This is a genomic window from Pseudoxanthomonas composti (assembly GCF_004122095.1).
Lineage (GTDB): Bacteria > Pseudomonadota > Gammaproteobacteria > Xanthomonadales > Xanthomonadaceae > Pseudoxanthomonas_A > Pseudoxanthomonas_A composti.
Window position 1 is genome coordinate 687,867 of the sequence record NZ_SAWZ01000002.1, and the last position, 15,765, is coordinate 703,631.

At 68.2% G+C, this 15,765-nt stretch carries 12 protein-coding genes; 4 read left to right on the top strand and 8 right to left on the bottom strand.

Annotation, left to right across the window (positions count from 1 at the left end; all coding sequences use genetic code 11):
- Positions 1-94 precede the first annotated feature (94 nt).
- Together EPA99_RS06250 and gpmA are read right to left on the bottom strand one after the other, a co-directional pair.
- Positions 95-1,234 carry an MFS transporter gene (locus EPA99_RS06250; protein WP_129470318.1) on the bottom strand — a complete coding sequence of 380 codons (1,140 nt, stop codon included), beginning with the start codon at positions 1,232-1,234 and terminating at the stop codon, positions 95-97.
- A gap of 295 nt (positions 1,235-1,529) precedes the next feature.
- The gene (gene gpmA / locus EPA99_RS06255) at positions 1,530-2,279 is read right to left on the bottom strand and encodes a 2,3-diphosphoglycerate-dependent phosphoglycerate mutase (RefSeq protein ID WP_129470319.1); all 750 of its coding nucleotides are present in this window, start codon (positions 2,277-2,279) and stop codon (positions 1,530-1,532) included.
- Positions 2,280-2,770: 491 nt separating this feature from the next.
- Between gpmA and EPA99_RS06260 the strand changes: the two genes are divergently transcribed.
- Entirely contained in the window at positions 2,771-4,900 is a 2,130-nt protein-coding gene (locus tag EPA99_RS06260; protein WP_129470320.1) for a TonB-dependent receptor family protein, read from the top strand.
- A 73-nt stretch (positions 4,901-4,973) separates the two neighbouring features.
- Here EPA99_RS06260 and EPA99_RS06265 read toward each other — a convergent pair whose 3' ends face one another.
- From EPA99_RS06265 to EPA99_RS06275, 3 genes are all read right to left on the bottom strand, one after another.
- Positions 4,974-5,615, bottom strand: coding sequence for a SpaA isopeptide-forming pilin-related protein (locus EPA99_RS06265; RefSeq protein WP_129470321.1), 642 nt, complete (start codon positions 5,613-5,615; stop codon positions 4,974-4,976).
- A gap of 121 nt (positions 5,616-5,736) precedes the next feature.
- Entirely contained in the window at positions 5,737-8,124 is a 2,388-nt protein-coding gene (locus EPA99_RS06270; RefSeq protein ID WP_129470322.1) for a GH92 family glycosyl hydrolase, read from the bottom strand.
- Between the two features lie 117 nt (positions 8,125-8,241).
- The gene (locus EPA99_RS06275; protein WP_129470323.1) at positions 8,242-9,171 is read right to left on the bottom strand and encodes a LysR family transcriptional regulator; all 930 of its coding nucleotides are present in this window, start codon (positions 9,169-9,171) and stop codon (positions 8,242-8,244) included.
- Between the two features lie 144 nt (positions 9,172-9,315).
- On the opposite strand from EPA99_RS06275, the gene EPA99_RS06280 reads away from it, so the two are divergent.
- On the top strand, positions 9,316-9,705 hold the full coding sequence (locus EPA99_RS06280; protein WP_129470324.1) for a RidA family protein: 390 nt from the start codon (positions 9,316-9,318) through the stop codon (positions 9,703-9,705).
- A 1-nt stretch (position 9,706) separates the two neighbouring features.
- Here the strand turns inward: EPA99_RS06280 and EPA99_RS06285 are convergent, their stop codons facing one another.
- From EPA99_RS06285 to EPA99_RS06295, 3 genes are all read right to left on the bottom strand, one after another.
- Complete coding sequence (locus EPA99_RS06285; protein WP_129470325.1) at positions 9,707-10,447, bottom strand: hypothetical protein; 741 nt, start codon at positions 10,445-10,447, stop codon at positions 9,707-9,709.
- Between the two features lie 92 nt (positions 10,448-10,539).
- Positions 10,540-11,826, bottom strand: a complete 1,287-nt coding sequence (locus tag EPA99_RS06290; protein WP_129470326.1) for a M20/M25/M40 family metallo-hydrolase — start codon at positions 11,824-11,826, stop codon at positions 10,540-10,542.
- A 71-nt stretch (positions 11,827-11,897) separates the two neighbouring features.
- On the bottom strand, positions 11,898-14,396 hold the full coding sequence (locus EPA99_RS06295) for a S9 family peptidase (RefSeq protein ID WP_425479166.1): 2,499 nt from the start codon (positions 14,394-14,396) through the stop codon (positions 11,898-11,900).
- Between the two features lie 166 nt (positions 14,397-14,562).
- Between EPA99_RS06295 and EPA99_RS06300 the strand changes: the two genes are divergently transcribed.
- A complete protein-coding gene (locus EPA99_RS06300) occupies positions 14,563-15,360 on the top strand; it encodes a HipA family kinase (protein WP_241688277.1) in 798 nt (265 codons plus the stop codon).
- Positions 15,338-15,730: a DUF3037 domain-containing protein gene (locus tag EPA99_RS06305; RefSeq protein ID WP_129470327.1), complete on the top strand. Its 393-nt coding sequence runs from the start codon at positions 15,338-15,340 to the stop codon at positions 15,728-15,730. Before EPA99_RS06300 ends, EPA99_RS06305 begins: the two co-directional genes overlap by 23 nt.
- Positions 15,731-15,765: the final 35 nt, after the last annotated feature.

Below are 15,765 nucleotides of genomic sequence, written 5' to 3' on the forward strand. Positions count from 1 at the left end.
GCATGCAGAAGCGGCCGTGGCCGATTCCGCATGCGCTGCATGGTTGGTCAGGCTGCCGGCCAGGTGCGCCTCATCGCGCGATTCGCGCCAGCCCTCAGCGCAGGTTGCGCATCAACGAACGGGTGGACAGCGCCACGCCCGCCAGGGCCATGGCCACGCAGGCCAGGGCGATGCCGATGCTGGAGCTGTGGGCGACGAAGCCGACCAACGCCGGGCCTGCCAGCACGCCGGCATAGCCGAGCGTGGTGACCGCGGGGATGGCCACGCTCTCGGGCATCACCTTCTGCTGGCCGGTCAGCGAGAACAGGGCCGGCACGATGTTGGCGCAGCCCAGGCCGACCATCGCATAGCCCAGCAGGGCCACCCACCAGGCCGGCACCAGGACAGCCAGCAGGAATCCGATGCACGCCAGGGCGGCGCCCAGCCCGATGGCGCGCTGGCGCCCCAGCCGCTCCACAAGACCATCGCCCCACAAGCGGGTGACGGTCATGACCAGGGTGAACACCACAAAGCCCGCCCCCGCGCGCGCTGGGGCCATCGCCCGCGCTTCGATCAGGAACACCGCGCTCCAGTCCATCACCGCGCCTTCGGCCAGGAACACCACGAAGCCGAGCACGCCGATGAACAACACGACGCCGCGGGGCCAGGCCAGCAGCGGTGCATCCTGGGCCACGCGCTCGCTGCGCCAATGGCCCGCAAAGCCCAGCGCCAGCAGCACGATCGCTACCACGGCCACCACCGCGGCCAGCCACGGGGCGGCGCCCAGCGCCAGCAGCAGCGTGGTCATCGCCGCGCCGGCCAGTCCGCCGATGCTGTAGAAGGCGTGGAAGCCGGACATCATCGCGCGGCCGCTGTCGCGCTCCACCGCCACGGCCTGCATGTTCATCACGCAGTCCATGGCGCCGATGCCGGCACCGAAGCCGAACAGCACCAGGCCCAGCGAGAGTGGCGTAGGCATCCACGCCAGCAGCGGCAGCATGGCGACGATGAGCGCGGTCGTGACCAGCATCACCCGCCGGCAGCCCTGGCGCGCGGTCAAGGCACCGGCCAGGGGCATCGCCAGCAGCGATCCCGTCCCCAGGCACAGCAGCACCAGGCCCAGCGCCGCATCGTCCAGGCCGGCCCGCGTCTTGGCGAAGGGCACCAGCGGCGCCCACACGGCCGCAGCGAAGCCCGGGATGAAGAAGGCGGCGCGGGTGGCGTGTTGTTGCGAACGGGGGCTGGAGGATGTCATCGGAGAGTCCTTCTCTCGTGCCGCTCGTGGGAGTCGGACCGATGGCGGTTGAGGGCGAGCCATTGCCCGTCCCTGCACGACGCACTTCCCGCATGCGGGCAGGGATCGATGGCGGATGAGACACGCCGCGGGCGTGTCGTCATCCGCCCTACGCCGGGGTGGATGAGCGCACGGCCAAAGCGGCTCCTAACCGTAGGGCGGATGACGGCGCGCCGTGGACGCGTCTCATCCGCCTTAAAACCCTGCGTCCACGGCGGAAACACGACCTAGCGCGTCGTGTCCCGGGCGGGCGGGACTACTTGGCCTTGCCCTGGTTGGCCACCGCTTCGGCCGCGCGCTTGGCCGCTTCCGGGTCGCCCAGGTAACGGAAGGACTGCACCTGCAGCTGGTCGTCCAGCTCGAACAGCAGCGGGATGCCGGTGGGGATGTTGAGCTCCAGGATTTCCTGGTTGCCGATGTGGTTGAGGTACTTGTACAGCGCGCGCAGCGAGTTGCCGTGCGCGGTCACCAGCACGGTCTTGCCGTCCTTGAGCTGCGGAGCGATGGCGTCGAACCAGTACGGCAGCACGCGGTCCAGCGTGGTGGCCAGCGACTCGGTGGCCGGCAGCGCGTTGCGGTCCAGCGTGGCATAGCGGCGGTCGTGCGCCGGGTGCCCGGGGTCGGCCACATCCATCGGCGGCGGCGGGATGTCGTAGGAGCGGCGCCAGATCTTGACCTGGTCCTCACCGTGCTTGGCCGCGGTCTCGGCCTTGTCCAGGCCCTGCAGCCCGCCGTAGTGGCGCTCGTTGAGGCGCCAGCTCTTGTGCACCGGCAGCCAGTCTTGGCCCAGCTCGGCCAGCGCGCCCTGCAGGGTGTGGATGGCGCGCTTGAGCACCGAGGTGTACGCCACGTCGAACTGCAGGCCCTCGTCCTTCATCATCTTGCCGGCGGCGGTGGCTTCCGAACGCCCCTGGTCGGTCAGCTCGACATCGACCCAGCCGGTAAAGCGATTGTCCAGGTTCCACTGGCTCTGGCCGTGGCGCAGCAGTACGAGTTTGCGGGTCACTACGATCTCCAAGCGAAACAGGGGAGCGCGATTGTAGCGTCTGCATCCGCAAGGGACCGTGCCGGTTCGACGGCCGCGCGCCCTGGTGGACAAGCTTCGCTTGTCCACCCTACGTGGGGTGGATGGCGCTCCTCCATCCACCACCGCCGCGAGACGAGAACGCGGGCATGGCGACATCCGTGCTCAACGCAGGTCTTGCCGGCCGCGCGTCAAGGCGGCACTGCAGCGGCGACCAGTCTGAAGCGCGTTGCCGCGCAATGCCCACCGGTGCATCGGTCCCAACTCATCCGAGCGGATCCGCAAGGGGAGCGCAGCCTGCCCTGTAAACCAATTTTATTTTTTAAAAGTTGACAGGACGGCGAGTCGACGGAAGAATGCGCGCCGCCGTCGCCGTGTCCAGGCGCGTCAGCCGCTTCTCCAGATCGCGTGCGTCCTGCGCTTCGCGATCAGCGAGTGCGCGCGTAACACCTTCGCCGCTTTTGGAACACCCCATGCCCCCTCGCCCTGCCCGTGTCCTGATCCCCGCGCTGCTGACGCTCGCCATCGTCCAGGGCCTTGCCGCCTCTGTCGCCGTGGCCCAGACACAGGACGCCTCGGTGATCCTGGACACGGTCAAGGTGACCAGCCAGCGGGCAGACACCCTCGAGGCCGCGCGCGCGCGACTGCAACAGGTGCCCGGCGCCGGCAACGTCATCGACCTGTCCGCGGCCGGCCAGGGCCGCGTGGTCGGCACCGCCGACGTGCTGGCCTACCAGCCGGGCATGCATGCGCAATCGCCCGGCAACGAAGGCGTCAAGGTGTCCATCCGCGGTTCGGGCATCAACCGCGCACCGGGCGCGCATGCCACGGGCGTGTCGGTGTCGCTGGATGGCCTGCCCCTCACCTTTTCCGGCGGCACGCCCTACGAATTGCTGGAACCGCTCTGGCTGAGCCGCGTGGAGGTGCTGCGCGGGGCCAACGGATTCGACCGCGGTGCGCTGGCCCTCGGCGGGGCGATCGACTACGTCAGCCGAAGCGGACTGGATTCGCCCGGTCTGGAACTGCGTTACGAGGCGGGCCGGTACGGCTACCAGAAACGCAGCCTCGGCTACGGCGGTGTCGCCGGCGAGGTGGATTACTACGCGGCCTACACCGACAGCGAGTACGACGGCTACCAGCAGCACGCGGCCGGCCAGGGACGCGGCGCCATGGCCAACGTGGGCTGGCAGCTCGGGCCCGACGTGCAGACGCGGTTCTTCCTGCGTTACCGCCAGACCGAGCACGACACGCCCGGCCGCCTGACCCGCGCGCAGATCCGCGACAACCCGCGCCAGGCCAATCCCGCCTTCCTGGCCCTGGATGCGCGACGCCCGCAGCCGGGGAGCACCTGGATCGGCAACGTCACCACCTTCGCGCTGGATGCCGACTCCACCCTGCGCGCCGGGCTGGTGTATCACCGGTTCCCGATGGACTTGAACGAAAGCCTGTACCGCCAGCAGCTGGACTATGCAGCCCTCAACGGCACGCTGGACTACCGGCATCGACATACGTTGTTCGACCGCGAAAGCGTCACCTCCCTCGGTTTGCGCGTGACCCATGACCTGGACGCGGACGTGCGCGAAACCCTGCGCTTTGCCAGCAACGGGTACCCGGCGGGCACGCGCACACGCGACTTCCACCATCGCGGCACCGACAGCGTCCTACATGCGGGCAACGACCTGGTGCTGACACCGGCGCTGCACCTGGTGACCGGGCTGGCCCTAGTCCATACCACGCGCGAGGTGCAGGTGACCTGGCCCGCCAGTGGCGGGCGCATCGCCCAGGAGGGTTGGGACTACGCGCCGCGGCTGGGCCTGACCTGGCAGCGCTCGCCGCAGCTGCAGCTGTTCGGCAACCTCAGCCGCTCGGTGGAACCGCCGCACCCCTGGTCGATGATCTGGGGGTCGAGCACGTACTTCCCGGCAGGCAGCGGCGCTTCGACCGGCCGCCAGCGCGTGCCCGTCGCGCTGGACAACCAGACCGCGACCACGCTGGAACTGGGCGCACGCGGTGAAAGCGTACTAGGCCGCTGGGAGGTGACCGCCTACAACGCACAGCTGCGCCACGAGCTGCTGACCGTGGAGCGACAGCCAGTCCCCAACCTGATCGTAGCCGAAGCCAACGCCAGCCCCACCGTGCACCGCGGCGTGGAAGCCGGACTGGACAGCACGCTGTGGCAAGCAGATGCAGGCACGTTGACCTTGCGCCAGGCCTATACCTATAGCGATTTCCGCTATCGCCACGATGCGCGCTTCGGCGACAACCGGCTGCCCGGCCTGCCGCGACACTACTACCAGGCCGAACTGCGCCACGCGCACCCGTCGGGCGTCTACGCCGCGCTCAACACCGAGTACGCCTCGAACATGGCGGTGGACTACGCCAACAGCTTCTACGCCGATGCCCGCGTGATCTTCGGTGCCCGCGTCGGCTTCGACGCGCCGGACGGCCGCTGGCAGGGCTGGCTGGAGGCCCGCAACCTCGGCGATCGCCACTACGCGGCGACGGTGACGCCCGGCTACGACGACGGCGGGCGCGACATGGCCCGCTCGACGCCAGGCGAAGGCTTTGGCCTCTACGCCGGGCTGCGCCTGCGCCTGGACTGACCGCGTCGGCGACAGCGGCGGATCGACACGCCGCGGACGCAGGCCCGCGGCGTGTGAGTCCAGTACACCGGACTTACTCGGCCTTGAAGGTCAGCGTGGTGATGTGATGCATCACCGCAACCTGCTGGTCGCCGATCTTCTTGTCCACCGGCTCCTTGTGGCTGGCGACCACGATGTAGCGGCCCGCCGCCAGCTTGGGCAGGGTCACCTGCCCCTTCGCATCGGATTGGACCTCCTTGGTCCACTTGTCGGCGTTGATCACCGTGACCTTGGCATCGGCCAGGGGCTTGTTGCGGAACTGCAGCGTGAAATCCTGACCTTGCGACGCGCGCGGCACCAGCTCGAACGCCAGGCGGCCCTGCGTGTCCTGCCTGCCGGCACGCGCGTAATAGCTGACCGACTCGTAGCGGCCGTCCTCGCCTTTCCACGGCGCAAACACGCTGTCATCGGCCAGCCAGGCATCGCCGCTGTCCTTCAGCGGCGCGCTGAGGTGGTCGCCTTCGCGCGTCAACGCACCGGCCTTGTCTTTCGCGCCGAACAGGTCCGGCTTGACGATGCGCTTGATCTCATCCTGGCCGTGGTCCAGCACCTCCTGCGCCGGCTCGCCGAAGTACACGCGCACCGGGCCCGCGCCATCGCGCTCGATCCAGATTTCATGGGCCTGCGCGGAGACCGCAGCGGCAAGCAGCGCACAGAACAGCAGCGGACGTTTCATTCGGAACCTCATCATCGGATGCGAGAGAACGGGACGCGGATGCGCCCCGCCGTTGTTGGGAATGATACGCATCTTCTATAAGCGGTGATACCGACAGAAATGTCAGGCGCTTCTCCGCCTCCTACAGCGCAGGGCCAAAGGAAGGCGGCAGCTCGCTCGTGCCCCACTGCGTTTTCGCCTCCCGGCCCAGGGTGAAGTCCAGTGTGCCGCCGGTCCGAATGAACGAGGCCGGCAGCCACGCGCGCTCGCTCCTTGCGCCATCGCGCTCGAGCGATTGCACGTAGGGTGCATCCGGTGCGGCGTTGCGTGCACGGATCTCGATGCGCGCGCCTGGCCGTTCGATCACCGCCCGCGGAAACAGCGGGCTGCCGATGACCAGCTCCGCACGCCCCGGATACACCGGGTACAGCCCCAGCGCCGACCACACGTACCAGGAGGACATCTGCCCCAGATCGTCGTTGCCGGAGATGCCTTGCGGCGTATTGGTCCAGATCTGGCGCATGGCCGCGCGCACCGTGTCCTGGGTCTTCCACGGCTGGCCGACGAAGTTGTAGAGCCAGGGCGCGGCGATGGACGGTTCGTTGTCCAGCTCGGCGTGCAGCGGGCCGGACTTGGTCACTGCCCAGCTGCCATCGGGCTTGCGGAAGAAGGCATCCAGTCGCGCGGTGGTGGCCTCGGCACCGCCCAGGGTGTCAATCAAGCCCGCCGGATCGAACGGCACCATCCACAGGTATTGCGCACCGGAGCCCTCGACGAAGCCCTCGTCCGAGGCCGGGTCGAAGCTCGGCCAGCTGCCGTCGGCATTGCGTGGCTGGATGTAGCCGGCTGTCGCCGTGGCCTGCGGATTGAACAGGTTGCGCCACCAACCCGAGCGCTCGCGGAACAGCTTGGCGCCTTTTCGGTCGCCCGCTGCCAGGGCCAGTTCGGCCAGGCCGAAATCGGCCGCGACCAGTTCCAGGGTGTCGGCGGCCATGCCCCACCCCGGCGCGCCTACCGGCATGTAGTGCAGCTTGAGCCAGGCATCCAGGCCAGGACGCTGGCCCACGCACAGGATCGGGCAACCCTTGCGGCTGAGATCCTTCTCCGTCGGCACGGTCGCTGCCCGCTTCAACGAGGCGTAGGCACGCTTGAGATCGAAGGCGCGCCCGCCAAAGGCGTGGATGGCCGCCAGCGACGGCGGCGAAGGATCGCCATTCATCACCCCGGTGGCGCCGGTCTGGTGGGTCCAGCGGTCCCACACCCCGCCGTTCTGGTCGGCCTGGTTGAGCAGCGACTGGGCGATGTCCGAGCCGCGCTGCGGGTCCAGCAGGGTCACCAGCTGCAGCTGCGAGCGGTAGACGTCCCAGCCCGAATAGTTGGCGTACTGCGCCTGTTGGCGCCGCGCCAGGCGATGCACCGCGCCATCGAAGCCGCGGTAGCGGCCGTCCACGTCGCTGTAGAGATTCGGCTCCAGCAGGCTGTGATACAGCGCGGTGTAGAACACGGTGCGATCGTCCTGCGCCCCGCCTTCGATGTGGATCTGGCCCAGGGCCCTGTTCCAGGCGGTGCGCGTGGCCGCCTGGGTGGCCTCCAGCGTGGTGCCGGCCGGGCTTTCCTTTTGCAGGTTGGCGCGCGCGCCGGCCGCATCGACATAGGACACGCCGATGCGCACGTTGACCGTGGCGTGGTGCTTGGGGTCGAAGCTGATCCAGCCACCGGCGCCCTTGCCGGCCGGCGGATGCCCGCGCGTGCCGTAGGTGGTGCCGCCGCCGCCCTCGCTGGCGCCGGCCTGCAGCGTCTCGTCCTTCCAGGTGCCGCCCACGCTGAAGGGCTGGTCGAACTCTGCGACGAAATGCAGCGTGTAGTAACTCTCCTGGCGGTCATCGGCCAGGTAGCCGCAGAAGTTGCCGCTGGTGACCGAGCCGCTGACGGTGCGCTTGTCCGCGTCGATGCGGATGGTCGAGGCGGTGCTGCCCACTTCGCTGTCGGAGGTGCGGAACAGCAGGTTGGCCGGCTTGTCTTTCGGAAAGCTGAAGCGGCCGACCGCGGTGCGCTCGCTCGCGCCCAGCGCGACCGCCACGCCGTTGTCCAGGGTCACCGCGTACGCGCCGGGGCTGGCCTGCTCCTTGGCATGATCGAGGATGCTGGAGTACAGCACGCCCGCATCCACCGAGGACGGCGAGACCTTGATCGGCAGGGTCACCGGCATGATCGGGATATCGCCATTGGCCCCGGCGCAACCGGTGCCGGAAATATGCGTCAGGCCAAAGCCGCGCACACCGTTGGCGCGCCACTCGTAGCCGCCGGGCGCGGCGAAAGGAAAGCGCTTGCCCGGCAGTGGGGTCTGCTCTGGACTGAAGGCCACCATGCCGAAGGGCATCGTGGCGCCCGGATACACATTGCCGCCGTTGGTGGTGCCGATGAAGGGGTTCACCTCGGCGGCCGGATCGACGCTGCGTGGTGCCTCAAGGGCCAGCGCTGGCGCGCTCGACAGCAGCGTGGACGCGGTGAACAACAGCGATCGGATCATGTGGCAAGGCTCGCAATGGTCGGACAAATGCCCGCGCCGAGTATGCCGACCTAAATCGTTTAAAAGTGCGAACTCATCCGAAAGTCCACCTGGCCTGCACCTGGGGCCGACCTGCGCTTACTTTCTGGCCACCGCGTCCATCGCCGGTGCGTGTACCGCCATCAGCGCCGCGACCCAGTCGATGAAGACCCGCAGCTTGGCGCTGACATGGCGGTTGGGCGGATACGCGACGTACATCGGCATGGTCTCCAGCTGCCAGTCCTCGAACAGCGGCACCAACTCGCCCGCCTGCACGGCGGCCTTGGCCATGTAGTCGGGCAACCACAGCACGCCCAACCCGGCAAGACCGGCGGCCAGGTAGGCATTGCCATCGTCCACCGCCAGGATGTGGCGCCCATTGGGCACCAGGCGCTCATCGCCGCGCTGCATCGCAGATTGCAGGGTCCTGCCGGTGCGCGCCGACAGGAAGCCGACGATGCGATGCTGCGTGCCCTCCAGCTCGGACGGGTGCCGCGGCACACCGTTGCGCTGCAGGTACGCCGGCGAGGCGTAGATCCCTAGCCGCAGATCGCCCACGCGCCGGGCGACCAGCGACTGTTCGGTGATTTCACCGCCGCGCACCACGCAATCCACGTGCTCGCCGATCAGGTCGATGATGCGGTCGCTCACGCCCATGTCGAACTGGATGTCCGGATAGCGCGCATGGAAGTCCGGCAGTGCCGGCACCAGGATCATGCGCGCGAAGGGACTGGGCACGTCCACGCGCAGGCGTCCACGCGGGACGGCCGAAGCGCTGGACAGGCTGGTCTCGGCATCGTCGATCTCGGCCAGCAGACCCACCACGCGTTCGTAGTACACCGCACCGTCGGCCGTCAGGGCGACCTTGCGCGTGGTGCGGTTGAGCAGCTTCACGCGTAGCCGTGCTTCCAGCTGCTGCACCAGCTGCGTCACCGTGGTCTTGCTGACCTGCAGGGTCTCGGCGGCCTTGGTGAAGCTGCCCGCCTCCACCACCCGCGCGAAGGCCTGCATCGCATCGAGACGGTCCATCGCGCTTCCCCTGCTGCCTGTGATTGTTTGGATTTTACAAACATTGAGGGCGCGATTACCCGGTTTATCCCATCGCGACCGATGCCTAGATTGGGTCCATCACCCCACCGTGGCCGCGCAGGTCACCGCAACGAGGACAAGTTCATGAGCAAGCGCGACGTCGTGTTCCCCGAAGGCCGCCAGGCCCTGTACGAGCTGCATCGCTACTCCCCCGCCGTGCGCGCCAACGGCCTGCTGTTCGTCTCCGGCCACGTCGGCAGCCGCGAGGACGGCACCCCGGAACCGGACTTTGACGCCCAGGTCCGCCGCGCCTTCGCCAACCTCAAGGCGACCCTGCAGGCCGCCGGCTGCACGCTGGACGACATCGTCGATGTCACCAGCTTCCACACCGATCCGGACAAGCAGTTCGACACGGTGCTCAAGATCAAGGACGAGATGTTCCCCCAGGCGCCCTACCCGACCTGGACCGCCCTGGGCGTGACCTGGCTGGCGGGCTTTGATTTCGAGATCAAGGTAGTTGCCAGGCTGCCGTGATTCACTGCACAGCGCTTACGCCGCTGCCACTTGGTGGCGGCTTTTTCTGAGAGGGAAAACACGCATCCATATGTTGAAGGTGGACCTCTTGTGCCAGCTGATTGATCAACCAGGCATCGCTGAAGCGGTCCCGGGTGCGCTCGCCCACGGGCAGAAGTCCCGCGATCGCATCGGCCAACTCGACTGACCAAGTTACAGGCGCGGCCGCTATCTCATCTATGTTTTTCTCGTCCCCTCGGAGGTACGACCAGGGCAGCATGCGCTCCAACTGAGAGGCAGAGTGCAGGAGCCAGCGCCGACCATCAGACAGCCTGATATCGATCGTCAGCGTCGGGTAATCATCTGTCCAGCGGAACGTCCAAGGCCCTTCCAAGCGCGACCGAACAAGCCGCTCCACACCGTCACTCTGCAACTTGGCGCTCACCAGCGCACGCTTCTGCTCATCGCCACACGGCTCTGGTGGCGAACTCCTCCATGGGCGCCACCTCGCCATGATCCGCTCGGCGGTGGTTTTCTTCGCAAGCGTCTGAACTGCCGATTCACGGGTGACCGGCCGCGCTTGAACGGCGCTGATGAGCCTACGAACAGCAGGCGCTCCAACCGGACGAGGAATGGCAGGCCTCGTCTCACCCTCCTGTACCCATTGGTCGCCGTATTCGCCGTCGCCACGCGGGCGGATGGTATGCACCTCATTCACGCGGTCCCACCCCCAGTACTGGTAATGGATCACGATGTAATCCACTGCCGCCCCACGGTCCTGGTTGGGTTCAGCGCTGCACGCGACAAGTGTCAGCTATAGCGCCACCAAACAGGTTCGTGCCACCAAGGCAAAGATCACTCCGCCCCCGCCAGCAGCAACAACGAAGCCAACGCCAGCGACAGGTGCTCCACATCCACTGGCTTGTCCAGCGCCACGCTTTCGTCCAGCGAGTGCGAGCGCTCGCTGTCCAGTCCGCAGCCCAGGGTGACGGCGGGAATACCCAGGCTCATCGGCAGGTTGGCGTCGGTCGAACTGGCGCCCAGCCTGGGGGCGATGCCGCCGGCCTGGGCGACAGCGCGGGCGATCTGCACTAGGGCGGTGTCCTCGCCGGTACGGCCGACGGGGCGGTCGCCGATCAGTTTGGCCTCGTAAGCCACCTTGCCCTCGCGGGTGTCACGCGCCGCGTTTTCCGCATCGACCGCCGGCTGCAGCAGGGCCAGGAACTGGCTGCGCAGCTGTTCCAGCTGCTCCCGGCCTTCCGAGCGCATGTCCACGGTCATGGCCACGCTGTGCGGAATGGAGTTGACCGAGGTGCCGCCTTCCAGCACGCCGACGTTGTAGGTGGTCTTGGGCGACTCGGCCACTTGCAGTCGTCCCACGCCGGTGATCGCCTGGCCCATGGCGTAGGCCGGGTTGACCAGGCCAAAGCTGCCATAGCTATGCCCGCCGGGGCCGGTGAAGCTGACCTGATAGCGCAGCGAACCCACGCCACCGTTGGTGATGCGACCGGCGCGGCCGGGCTCGTAAGAGATGAAGGCGGCGATGCGGTCCTTGTACTTGCCCTGGGTGAACAGATGGCGCACGCCACGCAGATCGCCGGGGCCTTCTTCTCCCACGTCGCCAACGAAGAGGATGTCGGCCTTGTGCCGATAGCCGGCCGCGTCCATGGCGCGCAAGTAAGCCAGCAACGCCGCCAGCCCGCTGGTGTCATCGCCAATGCCCGGCGCCCGCAACGTGTTGCCCTCGCGCCGGACCTTGATGGGCGTGCCTTCCGGAAACACCGTATCCAGATGCGCGGCGACCACGATCAGCGGGCCGCCGCCGGTGCCGCGACGCAGGCCCATCGCATTGCCTTCGGCGTCCAGCTCCACATCGCTCAGGCCCTGGGCCTTGAGCAGCGCCAGATAGGCTTGCGCGCGCGCCTGTTCCTTGAAGGGCGGTGCCGGGATCTCGGTCAGCCCGACCAGGTGGTCGATCGTGCGGTCGTAGTCGCGCTCCAGCGCCGCGCGCGCCTGGGCGAACCGGGGGCTGGCCAGCAACGCCTTGGCCTGCGCTTCATAGCTGACGGCTTCCGAGGCGGCCTGTGAGGGCGGCGGCACCAGCAGCATCCAGCCAAGCATCGCCGCGGCAATCTGTTTCATCGCGTCTTCCTGTCCGGGGGAGAACAGCCCCGCATCGCCGCCACTGCCGGAACAGTGGCGGCGAATCGGCGCTACTTGGAATTGCCGGCCGCGCCCTTGGCCGGCGCGTTCTTCACGTAGGTGTCGAACCAGCTGAGCATTTCGTAGACCAGCTGCTGGTTGGACTCCAGCGCGGTGTACCAGTGCGGCTCATGCGGCAGCATCACCAGGCGCGTGGTGCCGCCATTGCCGCGGATAGCCTGGTAGAGCTTGCGCGACTGGAACGGCTCGGTGCCCGGGTTGGCATCGTCCTCGCCGTGGACCAGCAGCAGCGGCAGCTTGATCTTGTCGGCATAGAAGTACGGCGAGGCCTTCAGGTACACGTCCTGCGCCTGCCAGAGCGAGCGACGCTCGTTCTGGAAGCCGAACGGCGTGAAGGTCTTGTTGTAGGAGCCGCTGGTGGCCACGCCGGCCTTGAACAGATCGGTGTGGGCGATCAGGTTGGCGGTCATCAGTCCGCCATGGCTGTGGCCGGTGACGCCGATGCGGTTGCGGTCCACCACGCCCAGCTCCACCGCCTTGTCCACCGCCGCCTTGGCGTCGGCGGTGAGCTGCTCCAGATAAGTGTCGTAGGCGGTCTTGGGGTCGCCGACGATGGGGAAGGAGGCGTTGTCGATGATGGCGTAGCCGGCCAGCAGCATCAGTCGATACGGCTGCAGCCGGGTGAAGGTCTGCTGCGAGCCGGAGACCTGCCCGGCCTGCGCGCTGTTGGCGAAATCGGCCGGATACGCGTACAGGATCGCCGGCAGGCGCTGGCCTTCGGTGTAGCCCGGCGGCGTGTACAGGGTGAAGGACAGGTCCACACCATCGGCGCGCTTGTAGGTGACCAGGCGCTTCTTGATCTGGCGCACTTCCGGGGTGGGGTCGGCCAGGTGGGTCAGCGCGGTGGAGGTCGATGCGAAGGCGGCCTCGCCCTTGTCGGCGGCCGCGACCGGCGCGCCCAGCGTGCGCACGAAGGCATTGGGCGGATCGATCACCGACTGGTGCCAGGTGAGGAACTTCTGCGGCGTGGCGGTGAAGCCCAGGAACTGCTCGTAGGCATCGGCGTCGCTGCGGAACAGCCGCTCGGTCTTGAACGAGGCCAGGTCCAGCCGGTCCAGAAACGGGCGATCGCCCTTGGGCGAGGCGCCCTGCCCGCGCAGGAACACGGTATTGCCTTCCTGCCGCACGACATAGGCGCCGTTGGGCAGCGTGCGGTAGACGAACATGCCGGGGTCTTCGTATTGCTCGTCGCTGGACAGATCCCACAGCAGCCGCCCTGGCTGCCCGGGCTTGTCGACATCGACCACGTGCGTCTGCCGCCAGTGGCGGTTGTCGTCGTTCTCGAACAGGAAGGCCACGCCGGGCTGGGCGGTCCAGGCCAGGCCCTCGAAGCGCTGCCTGGTGCGGGCGATCTCGGTCGGCTTGCCGGTGAAAGGCGCCTTGAGCATCAGCACGCGGTCGCGGTGCGGCACCTCGACCTTCCAGTCACCGCGGTCCAGCGCTTCTGCCCAGACCAGGGTGGCCGGGTCGGTGGCGCGCCAGTCGTAATCGCGCGGGCCTTCGGGCACGCCGTGGATCGGCACGCGCTCGGCCAGCGGCAGCCTGGCCAGCAGCTTGCTCTGGTTGCTGCCCAGGTCCAGCACCGCCACGTCGTTGGCGAAACGCTGGTAGGTGACCGCGTGCGAGTACGGCGCCTGGATGGCATAGGTCAGCACGTGGCGGCCATCGGGCGCGGCATTGACGCCGTCGTAAATGGCCGGCGCACCGACATCGCGCACGGCATTGCTGGCCACGTCCACCACCGCCAGCTGCGAGGTGCCGTAGTAGGCGAACAGCGCCTCGTCGTGCTCGCTGGTCAGCAGGTCGCGTGCCTCATAGGTGCTGCTTTCACCACTGCCGCCCAGCGACTGCTGCACGTCCGGGCCGGGCGCATCATCGGCAGGGGCCGGCCCCTGCTTTGGCGGCACGCGCTTGACCAGCAGCGACTTGCTGCCCTCCAGCCACTGCACGGCGCTGCCGAAGATCGGGTTCAGCTGCACGCCCGGCACCTGATGCACCTGGCCGCTGGCCGCATCGCCGACCCACAGTTCGACCGAGGTGGGCGAGACGTTCTCGAACACGAAGCGCGTGCCGTCCGGCGACCAGCGCGCCGGGCCCGGGCAGGCACCGGCCGGCAGCGGCACCTTGATGTCCTTGCCGCTGGCGATGTCCACCAGGGTGAACTCGGCCACGCAGGCCGGGATGCCGTAACCGGCGCGGGTATCGTGGCGGCTGCGGTTCTGCGGCTCCAGGCGGACGCCGGCCAGCTTCAGATAGGGCCGCGCCACCCGCTCGATGGACGGATAGGTCTGCATCGTGGTCAGCAGCACACGCTGCCCGCTGGGGTCCACGCTGGGCACGGGCGGCGGTGGCGCCTTGAGCACCTTCATCAGCGACTCCGGCGGTGCCTGGTAGCCGGCCCAGGCGGGCCAGGCCAGCGTGGCGGTGCCGGCCATGGCGATCAGTGCCGCGGCCCACAGGCCCGGCCGTACTTGCTTGGTCTTCAACATCAGGCGCTTCCCCGTCGATCCAGAACATGTGCGGCCGCCTGGTCGCGGCCGCGTCCTCCCCGACTCTAGCACCGGGCAGACGCTCGCCCCTGGGCCAGAGGTCAGGGTCCGCGCATGCGCACCGGGGCTGGTGACCCTGCCGGCCGGCTTGGGCTAGGCTTGCGCGATGCCTGTCGCAGCGCCCAGTTTGAAGACCGTCACCGCAACCCGCTATGTCACCCCACTCCGCGAAGGCGGCTCCTTGCCTGCGGTGATCGAGGCCGACGACGAGGGCCTGTACGTGCTGAAGTTCCGCGGCGCCGGACAGGGGCCCAAGGCACTGGTGGCCGAGGTCATCGCAGGCGAACTGGCGCGTGCGCTGGCGCTGCCGATGCCCGAGCTGGCCCTGGTGGAGCTGGACATCGAGCTGGCGCGCACCGAACCGGACCCGGAGATCCAGGACCTGGTCCGGGCCAGCGAGGGCCTCAACCTGGGCATGGATTACCTGCCCGGCGCGCTCAACTACGACCCGGCTGCGGCCACCGTCGAGGCCGAGCTGGCCTCGCGCATCGTCTGGTTCGATGCCTTCATCAGCAATGTCGATCGCACCGCGCGCAACCCCAACCTGATGGTCTGGCACCGCCAACCCTGGTTGATCGATCACGGCGCGGCGCTGTACTTCCACCACGACTGGGCCAATGCCGGTGCCGCCTGCGAGAAGCCCTTCGTGCTGGTCCGCGATCACGTGCTGCTGCCGTTCGCCACGCGCATCGCGCAGGTCGATGCGGACATGGCGCAGGCCTTGACCGATGCGGTGATCGAGGATGTCGTCGCCGCCGTTCCCGAAAGCTGGCTGCAGGGCGAAGCCGCCTTCGCCGATGTCCCCGCGCACCGGCGCGCCTACATCGATTACCTCAAGCGGCGGCGTGATGCGCGGGCCGCCTTCGTGCAGGAGGCTGTGCGTGCCCACGCTGCACACGTATGACTACGCCATCATCCGCGTGGTGCCGCGGGTGGAGCGCGAGGAGTTCATCAACGTCGGGGTCATCGTGTCCTGCCCGGGTGCGCGGCACCTGCAGGCGGCCATCGAGATCGACCCGGCGCGGCTGCAGGCCTTCGCACCGACGCTCGAGGCGGAGGCGGTGCAGCCCTGGCTGCAGGCCATCGTCGCGATCTGCCGCGGCGATGCCAGCGCCGGCCCCGTGGCGCAGTTGCCGGCACGGGCGCGCTTTCACTTCCTGACCGCCAAGCGCAGCGCGGTGGTGCAGGTTTCCCCGACCCATGTCGGCCGCACCACCCGCCCGGAACACATCGTCGAGCACCTGCTGGAGCGCATGGTCCGCGTCCCGCGTTGAAGCGCGCGGCGCATGCTAGATTCGGCCGGTTCCCC

Bases quoted from the DNA above. Each gene is read 5' to 3' on its own strand.
- EPA99_RS06270 (WP_129470322.1), bottom strand. From the start codon at position 8,124: ATGATCCGATCGCTGTTGTTCACCGCGTCCACGCTGCTGTCGAGCGCG.
- EPA99_RS06275 (WP_129470323.1), bottom strand. From the start codon at position 9,171: ATGGACCGTCTCGATGCGATGCAGGCCTTCGCGCGGGTGGTGGAGGCG.
- EPA99_RS06290 (WP_129470326.1), bottom strand. From the start codon at position 11,826: ATGAAACAGATTGCCGCGGCGATGCTTGGCTGGATGCTGCTGGTGCCG.
- EPA99_RS06295 (WP_425479166.1), bottom strand. From the start codon at position 14,396: ATGTTGAAGACCAAGCAAGTACGGCCGGGCCTGTGGGCCGCGGCACTG.
- EPA99_RS06250 (WP_129470318.1), bottom strand. From the start codon at position 1,234: ATGACATCCTCCAGCCCCCGTTCGCAACAACACGCCACCCGCGCCGCC.
- EPA99_RS06300 (WP_241688277.1), top strand. From the start codon at position 14,563: ATGCCTGTCGCAGCGCCCAGTTTGAAGACCGTCACCGCAACCCGCTAT.
- EPA99_RS06265 (WP_129470321.1), bottom strand. From the start codon at position 5,615: ATGAAACGTCCGCTGCTGTTCTGTGCGCTGCTTGCCGCTGCGGTCTCC.
- EPA99_RS06260 (WP_129470320.1), top strand. From the start codon at position 2,771: ATGCCCCCTCGCCCTGCCCGTGTCCTGATCCCCGCGCTGCTGACGCTC.
- EPA99_RS06280 (WP_129470324.1), top strand. From the start codon at position 9,316: ATGAGCAAGCGCGACGTCGTGTTCCCCGAAGGCCGCCAGGCCCTGTAC.